The 13,915-nt window shown below is 55.5% G+C and carries 12 protein-coding genes and 3 tRNA genes; 7 read left to right on the top strand and 8 right to left on the bottom strand.

Going from position 1 to position 13,915, the window contains the following annotated elements; genetic code table 11:
• Window positions 1–138: 138 nt before the first annotated feature.
• The 4 genes from pgsA (at window position 139) to VZC39_RS12765 (ending at window position 1,186) form a co-directional block, all read left to right on the top strand.
• A complete protein-coding gene (gene pgsA / locus VZC39_RS12780; protein ID WP_100861136.1) occupies window positions 139–693 on the top strand; it encodes a CDP-diacylglycerol--glycerol-3-phosphate 3-phosphatidyltransferase in 555 nt (184 codons plus the stop codon).
• A 180-nt stretch (window positions 694–873) separates the two neighbouring features.
• A tRNA-Gly gene (locus VZC39_RS12775) sits at window positions 874–949 on the top strand.
• Between the two features lie 35 nt (window positions 950–984).
• Window positions 985–1,058: transfer RNA gene (locus VZC39_RS12770), tRNA-Cys, on the top strand.
• A 41-nt stretch (window positions 1,059–1,099) separates the two neighbouring features.
• Window positions 1,100–1,186, top strand: a tRNA-Leu gene (locus VZC39_RS12765).
• A gap of 324 nt (window positions 1,187–1,510) precedes the next feature.
• On the opposite strand, the gene VZC39_RS12760 is transcribed toward VZC39_RS12765, so the two are convergent.
• From VZC39_RS12760 to VZC39_RS12745, 4 genes are all read right to left on the bottom strand, one after another.
• The gene (locus VZC39_RS12760; RefSeq protein ID WP_349918414.1) at window positions 1,511–1,759 is read right to left on the bottom strand and encodes a GlsB/YeaQ/YmgE family stress response membrane protein; all 249 of its coding nucleotides are present in this window, start codon (window positions 1,757–1,759) and stop codon (window positions 1,511–1,513) included.
• A 123-nt stretch (window positions 1,760–1,882) separates the two neighbouring features.
• The gene (gene lpxH, locus VZC39_RS12755; RefSeq protein WP_434662968.1) at window positions 1,883–2,608 is read right to left on the bottom strand and encodes a UDP-2,3-diacylglucosamine diphosphatase; all 726 of its coding nucleotides are present in this window, start codon (window positions 2,606–2,608) and stop codon (window positions 1,883–1,885) included.
• 13 nt (window positions 2,609–2,621) lie between these two features.
• Window positions 2,622–3,302, bottom strand: a complete 681-nt coding sequence (locus VZC39_RS12750) for a DUF4269 domain-containing protein (protein ID WP_434662966.1) — start codon at window positions 3,300–3,302, stop codon at window positions 2,622–2,624.
• Window positions 3,292–3,789, bottom strand: coding sequence for a peptidylprolyl isomerase (locus tag VZC39_RS12745; protein WP_434662964.1), 498 nt, complete (start codon window positions 3,787–3,789; stop codon window positions 3,292–3,294). The genes VZC39_RS12750 and VZC39_RS12745 overlap by 11 nt, the downstream gene beginning before the upstream one ends.
• A gap of 224 nt (window positions 3,790–4,013) precedes the next feature.
• Between VZC39_RS12745 and cysS the strand changes: the two genes are divergently transcribed.
• Complete coding sequence (cysS, locus tag VZC39_RS12740) at window positions 4,014–5,390, top strand: cysteine--tRNA ligase (protein ID WP_434662961.1); 1,377 nt, start codon at window positions 4,014–4,016, stop codon at window positions 5,388–5,390.
• 769 nt (window positions 5,391–6,159) lie between these two features.
• Here cysS and VZC39_RS12735 read toward each other — a convergent pair.
• Both VZC39_RS12735 and VZC39_RS12730 read right to left on the bottom strand, forming a co-directional pair.
• Entirely contained in the window at window positions 6,160–8,439 is a 2,280-nt protein-coding gene (locus VZC39_RS12735; protein WP_324016123.1) for a DEAD/DEAH box helicase, read from the bottom strand.
• Window positions 8,427–8,984, bottom strand: a complete 558-nt coding sequence (locus VZC39_RS12730; protein ID WP_434662959.1) for a hypothetical protein — start codon at window positions 8,982–8,984, stop codon at window positions 8,427–8,429. Before VZC39_RS12730 ends, VZC39_RS12735 begins: the two co-directional genes overlap by 13 nt.
• A 1,261-nt stretch (window positions 8,985–10,245) precedes the next feature.
• Here VZC39_RS12730 and VZC39_RS12725 point away from each other — a divergent pair.
• Window positions 10,246–11,259, top strand: a complete 1,014-nt coding sequence (locus VZC39_RS12725; protein ID WP_349918400.1) for a diguanylate cyclase — start codon at window positions 10,246–10,248, stop codon at window positions 11,257–11,259.
• 119 nt (window positions 11,260–11,378) lie between these two features.
• Complete coding sequence (locus VZC39_RS12720) at window positions 11,379–11,654, top strand: hypothetical protein (RefSeq protein WP_349918398.1); 276 nt, start codon at window positions 11,379–11,381, stop codon at window positions 11,652–11,654.
• 691 nt (window positions 11,655–12,345) lie between these two features.
• On the opposite strand, the gene VZC39_RS12715 is transcribed toward VZC39_RS12720, so the two are convergent.
• Window positions 12,346–13,104 (bottom strand): substrate-binding periplasmic protein, encoded by a 759-nt coding sequence (locus VZC39_RS12715; RefSeq protein ID WP_434668471.1) that lies wholly within the window; start codon window positions 13,102–13,104, stop codon window positions 12,346–12,348.
• 298 nt (window positions 13,105–13,402) lie between these two features.
• On the bottom strand, window positions 13,403–13,903 hold the full coding sequence (locus VZC39_RS12710) for a GDYXXLXY domain-containing protein (RefSeq protein WP_434662955.1): 501 nt from the start codon (window positions 13,901–13,903) through the stop codon (window positions 13,403–13,405).
• Window positions 13,904–13,915: the final 12 nt, after the last annotated feature.

Raw genomic sequence — 13,915 nt, 5'->3', positions numbered from 1 at the left:
GGGGGGCCGCCAATGCCATAATAACCGGCATCCTGAGGTTATTGACGGATCCATAGACCAAGACGGGCACCGCCCGGTTGCATCGGCAATCGGCTTGGGGCTACCCTGTAGCGGCATACAAGAAGTGGCTGAAAAATAATGACAAATATTCCTAACCTGCTGACGTTTTTTCGGATTTTGCTCATCCCCGTCTTCGTCATCCTGTTCTACCTTCCCTATCAGTGGGCCTATGTGGCGGCGGCCATCGTCTTCATCCTGGCGGCGGCGACCGACTGGTTTGATGGCTATCTCGCCCGCAAGCTGAACCAGTCCACGGCATTTGGTGCCTTCCTCGATCCCGTTGCCGACAAGATCATGGTGGCGGCGGCCCTGGTGGTCATCGTCGAGCACTACAACACCATCTGGGTGACCATCCCGGCCATGACCATGATAGGCCGCGAGATCATCATCTCCGCCCTGCGGGAATGGATGGCCGAGCTTGGCAAGCGTTCTTCGGTGGCGGTCAGCTGGATTGGCAAGTGGAAGACCATGATCCAGATGGTGTCGCTCACCGGCCTCATCTGGCAGTACGACATCTGGATGGTCTGGCTCGCCTACGTGCTGCTCTATGTGGCGACCGTGCTCACCTTCTGGTCCATGTTCCAGTACATGAAGGCCGCGTGGGGCGATCTGAGCTATCACTCCCGCTTCTAGTTTTTCTCCTCACAAACCCCCGTTTCCCGGCCCTTGGTGCCAGGAAACGGTCATGAGGGGCAAAAGTGCGGGAAAGGGCAAAAAATGCCCGAACGATCAGCGTATTAAATGTTTTTGGTTGACTGGGCGAGGAACATCGCTAGAATGCGTCCTCGTAGTCAGGCAATCAGCCAGACCGATGCGGGAATAGCTCAGTTGGTAGAGCACGACCTTGCCAAGGTCGGGGTCGCGAGTTCGAGTCTCGTTTCCCGCTCCAAATTCAGACAATCGAGAGTTCACTCTCCTTTGCATGGCGCGTTAGCAAAGCGGTTATGCAGCGGATTGCAAATCCGTTTAGTCCGGTTCGACTCCGGAACGTGCCTCCATATTGACAAGCCCGCCGCGCGGACTTGATACCGATTACGGTGCCCGAGTGGTGAAATCGGTAGACACAAGGGATTTAAAATCCCTCGCCGTTCGCGGCGTGCCGGTTCGATTCCGGCCTCGGGCACCATTAAGATCAAAGACTTACTAAGGCCGCTAGCAATAGCGGCCTTTTTGTTTTTGGTTAAATGGCGCCAAAGTGGCGACAGCGTTTTTTGCTGGGACTACCCCGTACTCGTGCTGGGTAGTGATTCATCCATCTTGCAAGTTTGCCGGCTCCATTACTTGCGTCGGTTCTGTCCCATCGTCTGGAATGGATACGGTCTGTTCCTACCAGTCATCCCCTTGCCTGATGTACGTCACCTCTTGGATCGCGCCCATAAAAAATCCGAAACACTGGGTTTCGGATCTTTGCCCGTGAGGGCGCGCACTATGCCAAGGGAAAGCGGGTCTGTCAGCTGCGTACCTTGTTGTAGATAAACAGCACGATCAGGGCACCGACGGTGGCGATGATGATGCTCGGCAGGTTGAAGCCGGTAACGTCACCCATGCCGAGCAGGGTGCTGACATAGCCCCCCACCATGGCACCGATCACGCCCAGGATCACCGTCATGAAGAAACCACCACCATCCTTGCCCGGCATGATCCATTTGGCCAGAATGCCGACGATCAGTCCCAATACAATCCAGGTAATAAATCCCATCACTCTATCCTCGCTATGTGAGAGACCTAGAGTATACGCAGTGGATTGGAATGTATCCCGCCAGGGACTCGGGTTGGTCAGAAATGGTCATATGAGAACCATCCACCCGGCGGCGTGCATTGTTTACGCCAGTGAACGGGTCTCGAGTCGCTGCCCGGCGGGGGAGCACACCAGAATGGACCCCTGCTCGAACCAGTCTCCCAGCACGATGCGCCGCGCCCGTTTGCCATCCAGCTTGAATTCGTGGATGGCGGGCCTGTGGGTGTGGCCGTGGATCATCAGGGCGCAGTCATGGGCGCGCAACATGGCGTCCACCGCCGCCGGGGTGACATCCATGATGGTCTGCTGCTTGCCGGCATTCTCCATCTGGCTCTGACCTCTCAGTCTGTAGGCGATGGACTGGCGGCGAGCGAGGGGTAGGCGCAGAAACAGCCAGCGCAGCCACTTCTGCTGGGTGATGCGACGAAACTTCTGGTAATCCACATCCAGGGTGCAGAGCAGATCCCCGTGGCTCAACAGTACCCGCTCCCCGTAGAGGTCGATGACGCAAGGGTCCCCGAGCAGCGTCATGCCGGCACGTTTGGCAAACTGCCTGCCCAGCAGGAAGTCACGGTTGCCGTGGATGAAGTAAAGGGGCACCCCTTGCTGGCTCAGGGCGAAGAAGGCATCCGCCACCTGGCGATGGAGTGGATTGGGGTCATCATCTCCCACCCAGAATTCGAACAGATCCCCGAGTACATAGAGAGCATCGGCGCCGGGAGCGTCCTGTTCGAGAAAGCGCACCAGGGCGGCCGTCATGTCGGGGCGGGTATCGCTGAGGTGAATATCGCTGATAAAGAGGGTGTTCATGGGGTCCTGAGCGTCATGGTAAGGGAAGAGCGCCGGTGCGAGGCGAGGAGGGCGCAGCTGACCAGACAATCCGGTCAAGATCCTCGCCCTCCAGGGCCAGCAAGGCCAGATAAGGGTCACCGGGGAGATCGAGCAACCGGCAGATGGCCACTTCGCCCTTGAGATCCGCATGATGGCGAAGGGCGAGCACGGCGAGATAGAAGTCGTGACCGAAGCGCTCGAGCAGGGCCGCCATCAGGCTGAGGTGGCGCCAGCCGTGGCGCGTCTCGATGGGCGCTTGGGTGATATAGAGCTCGACGGGCCATGCCTGGCCATCCGGGCCGTCATGGGTCTGCTCGGCGAGCCAGACCTGTTGACCCTTGTGACTGACCTGCCAGCCGTGCCGGGCAAGGTGTTTCGCGAAGGTGGCGGGTGAGGCGTGCTGGCAGAGAATGTCGAGATCGCTGCCGGGCAGATCCAGCCCGATGGCGACCGTGCTGACCAGCGCGAGATCCTGGCACTGATCTGCCAGCTCATCCCACAGTCCGGCGCTGAGCAGGGCGTGGGCCGAGCGCTGGCGTGGGTTGCCCTGGGCCAGGTAGTCGAGGCGGCGCCAGTTCGGGCCGCCGTCTGCACCCGATGCCAGCGCAGATGGAAAAACTGCGGCCGGGGCCGCAGTTGTGTCAGTGCCGAGATGGCAGCAATCAGTCAGCAAGGGTCACCTTGGTGATGACGACGTCTTCGGTCGGCACGTCCTGGTGCATGCGGCCGTAGTTGCCGGTCTTCACGCCCTTGATCTTGTTGACCACGTCCATGCCCGCGGTCACTTCACCGAATACGCAGTAGCCGAAGCCCTGGGTGGTGGCGGACTTGAAGTCGAGGAAGTCGTTGTTGTTCACGTTGATGAAGAACTGGGCGCTGGCGGAGTGCGGCTCCATGGTACGGGCCATGGCGATGGTGCCAATCTTGTTGGACAGGCCGTTGGCCGCTTCGTTCTTGATGGAGGCGCGGGTGTCTTTCTCTTCAAAACCGGGAGCATAGCCGCCGCCCTGGATCATGAAGCCGTCGATGACGCGGTGGAAGATGGTGTTGTCGTAGTGACCGTCACGGCAGTATTGCAGGAAGTTGGCCACGGTTTCCGGGGCCTTCTCGGCGTTCAGGGTGAGGGTGATGTCGCCGTGGTTGGTGTGCAGAGTAACCATGAGGTTGTCCTTGTCTGTGAGGTGAGCCGCGCCGGGCTCACGGGTGTATGGCATAAAGTGGTGGCAATTCTAGCCCAACAAGGGCGCCCGGCATAGCGCTGGCGTGATACCAATGTGGCGTGCGAAGGGCGACGGTGCAGGATCCGGCCCGTTTTGCGCCTCGTTTTCTCCCCCGGATGCGGTTAGAATGTCAGACCATTTTACTCACAGGCAGTGGTCTAAAGATGCTGAAGATCTACAACACACTCACTCGTCAAAAAGAAGAATTCAAACCTATCCACCCGGGCAAGGTGGGCATGTATGTGTGTGGGGTCACCATCTACGATCACTGTCATATCGGCCACGGCCGCACCTTCGTCGCCTTCGATGTGGTGGCCCGTTACCTGCGCTACAGCGGCTATGAGCTGAACTATGTGCGCAACGTCACCGACGTGGACGACAAGATCATCAAGCGCGCCGCCGAGACGCACGTTACCTGCGACGATCTGACCGAGCGCCTGATCGGCGACATGCATCAGGATTTCGACGCCCTCGGCATGGTGCGTCCTGACATCGAGCCCCGCGCCACCCAGCACATCCACGAGATCATCGAACTGGTGGAAACCCTGCTCGCCAAAGAGCATGCCTACGTGGCGGACAACGGTGACGTCATGTTCATCGTCGAGTCCTTCGCCGATTACGGCAAGCTCTCCGGTCAGGATCTGGAGCAACTGCAGGCCGGCGCCCGGGTCGACGTAGTGGATGCCAAGCGTAATCCGCTCGACTTCGTGTTGTGGAAAATGTCCAAGCCCGGCGAGCCGACCTGGGACAGCCCCTGGGGCCCGGGTCGTCCCGGCTGGCACATCGAGTGCTCCGCCATGAACTCCAAGCACCTCGGCAACCATTTCGACATCCACGGCGGTGGCTCGGATCTGCAGTTCCCGCACCACGAGAACGAGATCGCCCAGTCCTGCTGCGCCCACGGTGGCGACTACGTCAACACCTGGATGCACAGCGGCATGGTGATGGTGGACAAGGAGAAGATGTCCAAATCCCTCGGCAACTTCTTCACCATCCGCGACGTGCTGGCTCACTACGACGCCGAAACCGTGCGCTACTTCCTGATGTCCGGCCACTACCGTAGCCAGCTCAACTACTCGGAAGACAACCTGAAGCAGGCCCGCGCCGCCCTGGAGCGCATGTACACCGCATTGCGCGACCTGCCGGCCGCTCCCGCCGCCGGTGGTGAGGAGCAGGTGGCCCGCTTCAAGGAGGCCATGGACGACGACTTCAACACCCCGGAAGCCTACTCCGCCCTGTTCGACCTGGTGCGCGAGATCAACCGTCAGAAGGCCGAAGACATAGCTGTTGCCGCTGGCCTGGGCGCCCGCCTGCAGGAGCTCGGCGCCGTGCTCGGCATCCTGCAACAGGATCCGGACGCCTTCCTCAAGGGCAGCGAAGCGGACGACGAAGTGGCCGAGATCGAGCAGCTGATCGCCCAGCGCAACCAGGCCCGTGCCGACAAGAACTGGGCCGCCGCCGATGCCGCCCGCAACCGTCTCACCGAGATGGGCATAGTGCTGGAAGACAGCGCCGGCAAAACCAGCTGGCGCCGTGCCTAAGGCCGGTTGGCCCTGTTGGCGCCAAGTGCCAACAGGTTGAGCCAATAAGAAAACCGTAGCCCTGGGGCTGCGGTTTTTGTTTGTGGCATTTTCCTCTACACCTCTTAAGCGTCGGTGGCCTGGGCTTTGATCCCCTCTCCCCTTGTGGGAGAGGGCTAGGGTGAGGGGAGCTAACGTCATTCCTCGGCTGAATGCCGTCCAACGCCTTAATGGCATGGCTTCGCCATGCAGGACGCGAGGGGCTGTCCTCGAAGAGGTTTCGCCACCGCTGCGCGGCTTGGCGAGTGACTTTTGAAAGACCAAAAGTCACCAAAAGTCTTCTCCCCCGACAAACCGCCCGCTTCGCGGGTTCCCTCGTCTCGTCCAACGGGTCGGACGGAGCGCCGCAGACGGCACTTTGGCCTACGCCATCCATGGCTTCGGCCAAAGCCCACTTCGAACATCCCTGTTCTCGCGCCAAATCGGGGTCGAGCAGTGCTCGCCCAGATCCGATTTGGCCCCTATGCCGGCTACGCCATCATCCCTGATGGCGCTCGTGACCTGTTGAGCTCGGCTCGGCGGTTTGCAGGGGGAACAAATACCGTGCCCGCCCGTGGCTTTATCTTTCTGGTCGACCGTTTATTACGCCGCAGGGGGAGAGCAGTGCGAGGGGTTGGGGAAATAGAAATCAGGAATAAAAAAACCGCAGCCGAGGCTGCGGTTTTTTATTGCGATAAATATGGGATTTTAAGGGGGTAGTAATTAGGATTTAAGTATGCTGTTTAGATGACTAAGGTAAATACCACTCAACTAATTCTTGTATATGTGGCGAACTAAAAATCACATCTGGCTTAAACAATATATTTTCTTCAGAAATTTTATCGATATACTCTGATATTTCTTTTAGATCATCTGGTGGAAACCCATATCTTATTAATAGTGTGTGAGTAGTATTATTTGTTCCATACTTTAGTAACTCAATCATTTTCAATGCGTTACTATCTTTTGTTGCACTATGATAAATATAAAATGCACCTATTAGCACATCCGATAGAGAGAATGCAATGACCGTATCGAGATAGTCGTAAGTATCGAAAACTATCGCATCATAGCTTACATCTTTTGCCTTGGTACCGTTTTGAAACAAAGAGTATGCCTTTGTTAAGGTGCTGTCTGGTAACTTATTCGCTGGCTGTGTAAATTTTGCAAATGCATTCCTATCACCATCGCGGTTAGATATATCGTTATACCTGAGCCCAACTATTTCCTTGAAAGGCCGGCCTCTAATCACGTTAAAGAAAATCACTATAGCTGTATTAAATACATTGAGCTCACCGTCAAATAATTCTCTCCCTAGTGAGGCTTCATATATGAGGCGTAGGTTTTTTCTGACGATGTCTCGGTTCTCTTTGTTATCATGACCAAATAATTTTTTACCAAACTCATCACCATAAATTAAGTCGAGAATTTGTTTGATTATATTGAAAGTATGTTCATTAGATAGTCGCTCTATCTTTGTTTGAGGTAGATTAATATCTTCATTGAAAGTTCCGTCGATTATTGATGAGACCAGCTCTTTTTCATCTGTAAATTCGTCAGCATCTGATTCCAATAGAGAGGTTTCTGATAGATGGTAAGAGCTGTTAACTCTCGAAGATAAGAGTTTGGCATTGTTTGTATAAACAAAGCCAAAGTCAAAAGTAGGTTTTTTTGAAAGTCTGCCACTTCTGCCAATTAGGTTCTTGAATGCTAAAGATTTGTCTTCTTCAGATTCACCTTGCATCCTCATATTATCTAACCAGACAATATCAAATGGCATGTTTATACCTTGAGCTAAGGTACTAGTCGCGAAACAAATTTTAGCAAATCCTTCCCTAATGAAATCTTCAATCAAGAATCTTACATTCAGTGGAACTGAACCATGATGAATAACAACCCCAATCCTTAATAATTCAACCAGCTTGGATTTATGATTGTTGTCATTTGCTCCCAGAACATTTTCTACCTCCTTAATTATTTCCAACGCTCGTTCATTTGTTATTTTATCGTAGTGGTCAACAAATTTCTTAAAGCTATCAAGGAAGTCTCCACGATAAAGAGATGCTTTCGATACAAAGACTAGAACTGATTTTTTACCATCAAATGCAAATCTTTCAAAATCACTATCCAACTCAATGCAATTATTTAGACGATGACCTTTTTCTATGTAAGGTGAAAAATAATAGTCTTTGCGGTTTTTATGGCCAAAAACAAATATTTTCCCTACGGTGTTGTGAGGGTAAGATCTTGAGTATGAACTTATTTCATTTATAGAGTGTTTTTTGAATTGAGCTTCTGGATTATCAACAAATGGATGTGCAAAAATTAATTTCGCCTCTGAATAATGCTTTTGTATCCGTCTAACTAATACATCAAATATAACTCCCCGTTCTTTTTCTTCTGAAACTTGAGCTTCATCAAAAAAGAATAAAGATATATTTAAGCTCACATTTGATGTAAATAGTTCCCTAGCTCTTTCAGGAGTTAAAATGAATATTCGTCTTAACTGTCTTTCTGTAAATACGTAGTCAACAAAAGATGAAATCATAACACTCTTATCATCTTTAAACTTATCTCGCATTGTTTTTATATATTCTGCAATTAATGCGCGAGATGGAACGATAATGACACAATCACCTTGAAGATCAAAAATATAATCTCGAATAGAAAATGATTTTCCTGCACTTGTTGGTGCAGATATAGACACAAACTGTTTGCTTTCTACTGCTGTTCTAACACTGGCTTGAACGGGGGTAAGGTATTCACCAAATCTTTTTTTGTGGTTATGTCCAATGTTAGACAGGATGAATGAATATAAGTTTTTAGGCTCTGTGTTTTTATAAAACAGGCCTAGAGTGGATATTATTTTCTCTTCGTAAAATGCGAATGTCTCTGGGTGAAAAATTTTATAGTATGTTATGTTTTCTATTATGTTGTTATCTATTGGGCCATCAGAGTGTAATTTTCCAATTAATTTAAGCAGGTCATCTTCTGGACTGTTTGACTCTTTAATACTTTTTATGCTGAACATATCAAACCTACTAAATATATTGCGGTGGCACCTTTGGCTAAACTTGAGCTACAGACACTATTAAGAGCATTGTCCATTATGGATTCATGGTTGTCAGAATTTATCGAGAATGCAGCAATTACACCGAAGCTATCATCATCCAAATTATTTATTGATTCAGCACTTGCTAGGTTTTTTAGGTGAACCCTATCTCTAAAATGTTTCTCTTCATTTATAAATCGTTCTATTTGTGGAATCGCTTTTATATGGGAATTAATTGACCCAGAATATTTTGCCTCTCCAAAATTAATGATGTTTTCTGGACATTCTGTATGAAAATCGAAACCTTCATTTTGTTTCCTCTGTGGCTTCCAAATTTCAGCTATAGGTAATGCCTTGTGATCAAAAATTATCTTCAAGGCCCGTGATGAACCTATTGATATCATTATCTCGCCAAATTCAGAGCCAATTTCATTGCTGTCTTGAAATTTTTTAAAAATAGCGACAAGTGCTTCTGCAGTCTCATTGGCTGTATAGCTATAAGAGCGCTTTGTTCCCTTGTCCATAGAAAGCATCCATGAAGTATCCAGAACAGATTCAGTTAGTTTTTGGGCTATGCATCTTAGATCGCTTACAGTAATCAAGCACGACTTTATATTCCCGCTTGCTGGGAGCTTTTTATGTTTACATCCCCATTCTTTATCATCCGTTATCACAATACCTCCAATGTTAAAATTCATTTTTCAAATATATATTCTTGATTAGTGCTGTAGGTTCGATTAGCGAAGCATAATCGGACGTTCGAGAAATAAGGTGTCATTACGGTGAAATACTCACTATCGGGCCTTCAATATAAAACTCTATCTCCGATAGAGGTATGTGCGGCTTGCTGTTGTACTCACAATGATTTTTTCACCCATGCAACCACGTTGATGACTCTTGTTTCATCGGTGCGGCAATCTGGTTTCGCCATGGGGTGGGAGAGGGGTTGGTTCTGAGATAACAAACCTCCCGATCTTTCCCCCAAATAGACAGAGGGCTATTAACCAGCCTCGGTGCTGAAGGTTCGGGGTTGCCCCCTGTTGTTCGCCGAGGTGAGCCCGTTTGTCCAGGCCGCGAGGCAGGACGCCGAGCGAGCGCCGCTGGGCCATGGATGACCCATCGGCGCGTGCCGTGTGACAAACGGGTGAACCGAGGGAACCCGACGCAGCAGGGCGAACAAGCGGGGGATTAGACCTTTGGTGACTTTGGGTCTTTCCAAAGTCACTCGCCTAGCCGCGCAGCGGCGGCGAAACCCTGTCGAGGACAGCGTCCTCGCATCTCACGCGATGAAACCGTGCCAAAAGAGGCTAGTGACCCCTCACCCTGACCCTCTCCCGCAGGGGAGAGGGGATCACACCGGAGACTTGAGGCAATTCCCGGGTTACTGGCGGCGAACACCCATCGAGGACGGGTTCTCGCCCCTTGCCGCAGGGGCGGGATGCCGGGCTGGCATCCGCCAGGGACGCTGCCGCCAGGCGCTGACTGCCAGAGTGCGTCGTGAACCGTCGTCCGGCGTATGGGCACAGGAGCTCGCCCCCATCTTACGGAGCCATCTTGGTCTTATCCATGGCTTTGATGAGTTAACCATCAGAAATGAATGAATATTTGCGCTGGCTCAACATTATGGCTGCGTCTGGGTCAGAAGCCGGGGGCGTACCAGACGGGCGGTTCGCCAAAGTGTGAAGAGGGCGGAATTTTGCCGGGCTGGCGCCTGCTCCCGCTTGTCGGGTCATGCCCGGCTTGGGTAAGGTTATCCATGGATAACATGCAAGCTTGGAGATAGGCATGGACAAGATATTGCAGGCCCTGTCTGTACAGGTCACCCGGGCGCGGGATCTGGAGAGCCTGACCCGGCCGCTGCTGGAGATGCTGGAAGCGGTGACCGGACTGGAGTCGACCTACCTCACCGAGATAGACCTCGGGGAGGAGAGGCAGCACATCCGCTTCGCCCGCAACGTGGCGGAGTTGCAGATCCCGGAGGGGCTCTCGGTGGACTGGAGCGATACCCTGTGCCGGCGCGCCATGAACGAGGGGCGCCTCTATACGGGCAATGTGGCCGACTGCTGGGGGGATTCCGATGCCGCCCAAGAGCTCGGCATTCGTACCTACCTGAGCAGCCCGGTGCGCACGCCCTCGGGGTCGCTCTACGGCACCCTGTGCGCCGCCAGTGCCAAACAGAAGCCCTGCGTGCCGGGCTCCGAGCAGCTCATCGCCTTCTTCGCGATGCTCATCGCCGAGCACGTGGAGCGGGAGCAACTGCTGGTGCAGTTGCAGCAGGCGAATCTGGAGCTGTCGCGCCAGGCGCTGAGCGATCCCCTGACCGGGCAGCTCAACCGCCGCGCCCTCATGCTGGAGTTGCCGCTGCTGTTCTCCCTGTCGGCGCGGGCCGGCCACCCCGTGCTGGTCGCCTTCATCGATCTCGACGGCTTCAAGCAGATCAACGACACCCATGGCCACGAGGCGGGGGATCTGCTGCTCACCACGGTGGCGCAGCGGCTGGGCTCGGCGCTTCGCAGCGGCGATCTGCTGGCGCGGGTCGGTGGGGACGAGTTCGTGGTGGTGGGCATGGGCCCGCTGCCAGAGGAGGAGGCGCAGGAGCTGGCGGTGCTGCGCTTCCAGCGTCGTCTGTTCGAGCAAAGCGTGCTGCAGTTGCCGCTGCCCGCCCAGACGTTGCACTACCCCGGGGCCAGCGTGGGGGTGGTGGCGGTCAATCCCGCCGAGACCAGCATCGAGGAAGCTTTGCGTCTGGCAGATGCCAGCATGTATGCGGTCAAGCGGATGCGCCGCACGCAGGGCTGAGCCAGCGGGTGAACAGGCGGGACGCTGAAGGCCGATCGCCCCGACTTGATGCCGCGCATTGTTGCCCCGACGACGGCGATGCTAGGATGCAGCTCTTCTCATCACAGGCAGCCTCGACCATGGCCAACCGGTTTATCAGCACAGTGCGCACCCTGGCGGCAAAGGCCGCCGATCTGATGGAGTTTCAGCAGCGGATCTGGGTGGTCAGCATATTGCACGACACCCACACCGACACCTTCGTCGTCAATGAGGGGAGCTTCGAGGAGCCCATGCAGTGGATGGTGCGCAAGGGCTATGACGGGGCCATGCTGCGCCAGGTGGACGAGATGGTGCGCTCCCAGGCCATCGAGCTCCCGGTGGGGGCGGTGAGCCACCGGCTGATGCGGGTCAAATAGGATTGCGCTGACAGGTTGTGGCAGACAGGCTGTGGCAGATAGGGTCGTGACATGGCGCGACGCCCGTCCGCGGGGGCATCTGCTGGCCGGGAAGACGCTGAAAGGCACCCTGCGGGCCCTGGTGGCGTGCGAGACACGGCCCCTGGCCGGAAACAAGCCATTTTATAAAGTTTTTTTGCACTGCCTTGATGTGAATTGTCAGGGGGTTTGTGCTTCTTTTTTTATTTTTGCCTCGCCATTTAACTGCACCAAATCCACTTGGTAGCCATAAATAGCGGTCGTCATGCCGCGATGGATATCCTGTTGTCGCCATCGCCATCGCCATCGCCATCGCCATCGCCATGCTCGACGCCGCCTGCATCCTCGCCCGTCGACAAGATCCTCCAACAAGCCTGCCGCGCTCTGCCAGCCCCCGCCGCTCGAGGAGCTGCGTCCATTCGCCCATGACAGGGATCCGCACATCACAGGGATCACCCGGCTCTTCTTCTTTTCACCGCCCCATCCCGCGAGTGCGGCCAGATGGGGGTAAGTCAGTACCGTGTTCACGGCCCGTGCCGGAGCCGGTGTGCAGGGCACCAGGCTGCGGGCAATCGACTCTGGCGTGCGCCGACCATCGCCGCAGAGAAAGGCGCTGGCGCATGACGGCGCCAGCGGGGGTTAAAGCTATTGGGGGGTAGCCCGCGAAGGCCGGTCAGGGGAGGGGGAAGTACTTGGCCTGCAGCAGCCGGAAGTCGCTGCTTGCCAGCATCTGGGTCAGGCCGTGCTGGAACTCCTTGACCAGGGCATCGTCCACCGGATGGCTGAAGGCGTAGCAGAACTGCTCGGAGCTCAACACCCAGCTCACGGTGAACAGGGCGGGATCCAGCTGCTGGGCCTTGATGAGATCCTGCAGGGTGGTCTTGTTGGTGGAGATGAGATCGACCCGGCCCGAGGTGAGCATACGCAGGGCCTGGGAGAGGCGGTTGGCACTCATGATCTTCTGCTCATCGAAGCCGTTGTTGAGCAAAAGCTGCTCCCCCACGTCGGTGCGCACCGCCCCGATGTTGTAGTTCAGGGCATCTTCCAGCTTGCGGATCTTGAGGTTTCGCTTGGCGAGCCCCATCAGCACTATCTCGGCGTAGCCGATGGGGCAGGCCCACTTGAAGAGCGGGTTGCGGGCCTCGGTGCGGGCGGTGGAGAAGAGCACGGCGTTGGGTTTTTGGGTCAGCAGGTAGTATCCCCTGGCCCAGGGCAACATGGTGATGGGCTGGGGCGGGGTATTGGTCTTCTGCCACACCAGTTGCAGCAGCTCGACGGCGAGCCCGGTGGGGGCTCCCCTCTCATCGCTGAAGTTGTAGGGTCTGTACTCCTCGGTGAGATATTGCAATTGGCCGAGAGCCGGGCTGGCCCGGGCCTCGCCCGCCAGCCCCGGCAAGAGCGCCAGGGGGAGCAAGAGCGCCGCGGCGCCCATGACAACTGATGTGACTCTGCTCATCCAGACCCTCCTGATGCAGGTTATCCCCATCAAGTGTTGCCAAGTCCCGGGCTTTCGCCACCCGCCATGGAGGAGGTGGTCGGATTGCGGCCCCGGCACATGGTTATCGCGATGGAGGGGGAGGTCGGATTTCGGCCATGGCACTCGGCAGCCAAAGCTGGTCGGGCAAGGGGCAAGTCGCAGTCAGGCTGGCAGGGGAGGGCAGAGGGGGGTCGGGCGGGCCAACTAACTGCAGTACCGCCAGTCCATGGCGGTACTGGTGGGCGCAAGGGGATTACCAGCGCGCCCGGCTGGGGCCGATGGGCTTGAAGGCCGCGTCTCGCAGCCCCACCAGCAGGGTGGAGCCGTCACCTTGCAACCTGAACTCCCCGTAGCGGGCCGCCTCGAACAGCTCCCCCGTTCCTTCCTCGAAGAAGTAGGCGTCCGGCCCGATGCGCCACTGGTTGCCTTGTCTGTGCACCTGCAGCAGGCGCTCATCGGCCGCCAGCGAATCTGGCTTGCCGTCTGCCACCCAGTGGGCCACCTGATGCTCGTCCAGGCGGACAACCAGGGTCTCGAGGGCGGCGAGCTTGTCCTGCCCCAACCCGGCGATCTCACGGGCCAGCGCATAGTTCAGGCGCATGTAGTCCCCCTGCATCAGGGAGCGGGGGTCGACCGGCGCCAGGGGCAACAACACCACGTCGCCGCTCGCCATGGCGTGTTCGAAGCGCCAGACGGTGGCATTGATCCCCACCAGGATGGCGAGGCCGGTCAGCAGCAGTGCAAGACGCTTCATGTCGGGCCTCCT

The sequence above is a fragment of the Aeromonas sp. NJAU223 genome, assembly GCF_051125555.1.
GTDB classification, from domain to species: Bacteria; Pseudomonadota; Gammaproteobacteria; order Enterobacterales; family Aeromonadaceae; genus Aeromonas; species Aeromonas veronii_G.
The sequence above is the reverse complement of the archived record's forward strand: the minus strand, read 5'-3'. Positions and strand labels throughout refer to the sequence as shown.